2 protein-coding genes and 1 pseudogene are annotated in these 2,305 nt (G+C 63.7%); 2 read left to right on the top strand and 1 reads right to left on the bottom strand.

The window, feature by feature from the left end:
• A pseudogene (locus tag AC1D00_RS37220) lies at window positions 1-365 on the bottom strand (ShlB/FhaC/HecB family hemolysin secretion/activation protein); the annotation flags it as partial.
• 130 nt (window positions 366-495) lie between these two features.
• On the opposite strand from AC1D00_RS37220, the gene AC1D00_RS37215 reads away from it, so the two are divergent.
• Both AC1D00_RS37215 and AC1D00_RS37210 read left to right on the top strand, forming a co-directional pair.
• Window positions 496-1,692, top strand: a complete 1,197-nt coding sequence (locus AC1D00_RS37215) for a FecR family protein (RefSeq protein ID WP_477014100.1) — start codon at window positions 496-498, stop codon at window positions 1,690-1,692.
• A 60-nt stretch (window positions 1,693-1,752) separates the two neighbouring features.
• The coding region (locus tag AC1D00_RS37210) for a CHASE2 domain-containing protein (protein WP_477014099.1) at window positions 1,753-2,305 on the top strand (553 nt) is incomplete at its 3' end.

Below are 2,305 nucleotides of genomic sequence, written 5' to 3'. Positions count from 1 at the left end.
GGCTGATAGACCGCGGCGATGCGATCACGGGAGACGATGTGGGCCCCGGTGACATTGATGCCGCGCAGCACGAATTGAGGCTTGGTGTCGCCGCCGGTGTTGGGCTGGCCGACCGTCGGTAGCTTGACCGGAGGCCGGCTCAGCGTTTCCCGCTCGGTTTGGTTTTCAAAGTATTTCTCAGGCTGGCGCGGATCAAAACCCGGCTGGTTCGCCTGTTGTGCGAATGATTGCGGAGCTCCCGTGAAAATAGGTGCCAACAGCACCAGCGCGGTAAGGAGGAACCGCTTCTCAACACGCGCCGCGAACCCGTCTCCGTAGTTTGACGGAGATTTGCTCATAGGGTGGTAAGGGTCCGTTAGTCGCATGATTTTTCTTAGTTTTTTATGGTCAATGATTGGTTAATGCGGCCGCTCGGCTCGCCAGTTCCCGCTAATTCTCTCTTGAGTGATTTCGGATACGCCTCAGGTCTGGCTGTAACGCGGACTGAGGATCGGCATGCTCGGCAGAATTGGAATGTGGTGCGCCTTCGCGGCGGTGCTGACCCTGGGAATGGCTTCCGGTGCGCTCGCTGCGGAGGATGGCGTCTGGTCAGTCAGCAAAGCCGCAGGCGAGGTCTGGGTCGCCACCAACGGCGCGCAGCAAGTGTCGTTGAATCAGCAAGACGCGCTCAAGCCCGGCGACACCATTCGCACCGGACGTAACGGGCGCGTGCTGCTTGTCCGTGGCGAGGAAACGATCCTGATCTCTCCCAACTCGGTGGTCGGCTTGCCGGCCGAGACGAAGGAGGGTCTCTCGACCACCATCATCCAGCAAGCAGGTTCGATCCTGCTCGAGGTGGAGAAGCGCAACGTCAAGCATTTCGAGGTCGAGACGCCCTATCTCGCCGCCGTGGTCAAGGGAACGCAGTTCAGCGTCACCGTGAATGCGGGCAGCACCCGGGTCGGCGTGCTCCGCGGCCAGGTCGAAGTCTCCGACTTCAAGACGGGACAGATCGCTCAGGTCATGCCCGGACAAGCGGCCACCGCCTTCGAGCATGGCAAGCCCGGCCTCAGCCTGAGCGGTGCGGGGACGTTCAACCCGATCGAACATGGCAAGCCGCGGGCCTCGACGATCGAGCGAATTCCCGTGCCGAAATCGGGACTGTCGGCGCCGCGCAATGCGGCGAGCGGCCATGCGATCCATGCGCTCGGTCCGATCGACAAGGGGACCAAGGCAAACGGTGCACCGAAGCCATCGCACCTGACGGCCGGAGGTCAGCCACCCAGGGCCGGTGTCGTGCGCATCTCGAGCTCGCTCGGCGAGGTCAGGCTGAACGTCCATAAGGTCACGCACGGGCTCGCCCACGACGCAATTGCACCGGGGCGCGTGCGCAACGCGAACACCGGTACCGAGACGGTCTGGAGCGATACGAAGGCGAGCACGACGACCACGGCTGCCAACAGCTCCGTGAGCAGCAGCGCATCTGCGGCCGGTGCCACATCCTCGTCGTCAAGTGCGACGACGACCGTTGCGATCACCGCTGGGGCGACCAACGATGCGTTCGGAGGAAGCTCCGGAAAGGGCGGCAACGGGAATAGCAAGGACAGCAACGGTCACGACAACAACGGTGCCACCGGTAACGGCAAAGGCAACAACGGCGGCGGTAACGGCAGCCACGGCCACGGAAATGCCTACGGTCACAACAGACACTAAGGCGATTTCCTAGGGGATGAGGGGGGCGCACTCGCCGAGGCGGGTGTGCAGGAGGATCGGGTGAAACGCTACAGGCCGCATATTCTTGTCGTGATCGCGCTGGCGGTCGTGCTGTCCACGGGATGGCATGGTGCGCTTCGCAACGCGCTCACCGATTTGCGATTCGCCTGGCAATCGCGTGCCGCCAGCGGCAATGTCGTCGTGGTGGCCATCGACGCGCCCTCGATCGACCAGATCGGGGTATGGCCCTGGCCGCGCCGGCTCCACGCGGAGCTGTTGCACAAACTCGAAAGTGCCGGTGCGCAGGACGTGGCCTTCGATGTCGATTTCAGCACGCCGTCGGATCCGGCCTCCGACGAGGCGTTCGTCAAGGCGCTTCGAGAGGTCGGCGGCTCGACGATCCTGCCGTCCTTCAGGCAGCCGGCGCCCAATGGTGGCGCGGCTCACATCAATCGCCCCCTGAAGCCGTTCAGCAACCAGTCGTGGCCCGCCGTCGTCAATGTCGCGGTTGAATCCGACGGGCTCGTTCGCCGTTATCCGGTCGGCGAGAAGCTTGGCGACGCGTTGATGCCGTCGATGGCCGTCGTGCTGGCTGGGCAGGACGCCGGTCGGC

This window comes from Bradyrhizobium sp. P2_E8 (assembly GCF_056403875.1).
Note: the sequence above shows the minus strand (reverse complement) of the source record. Positions and strands in the feature narration are given on the sequence as shown.

Excerpts from the sequence above, each read along its gene's own strand:
- AC1D00_RS37215 (WP_477014100.1), top strand. The coding sequence starts at position 496 with ATGCTCGGCAGAATTGGAATGTGGTGCGCCTTCGCGGCGGTGCTGACC.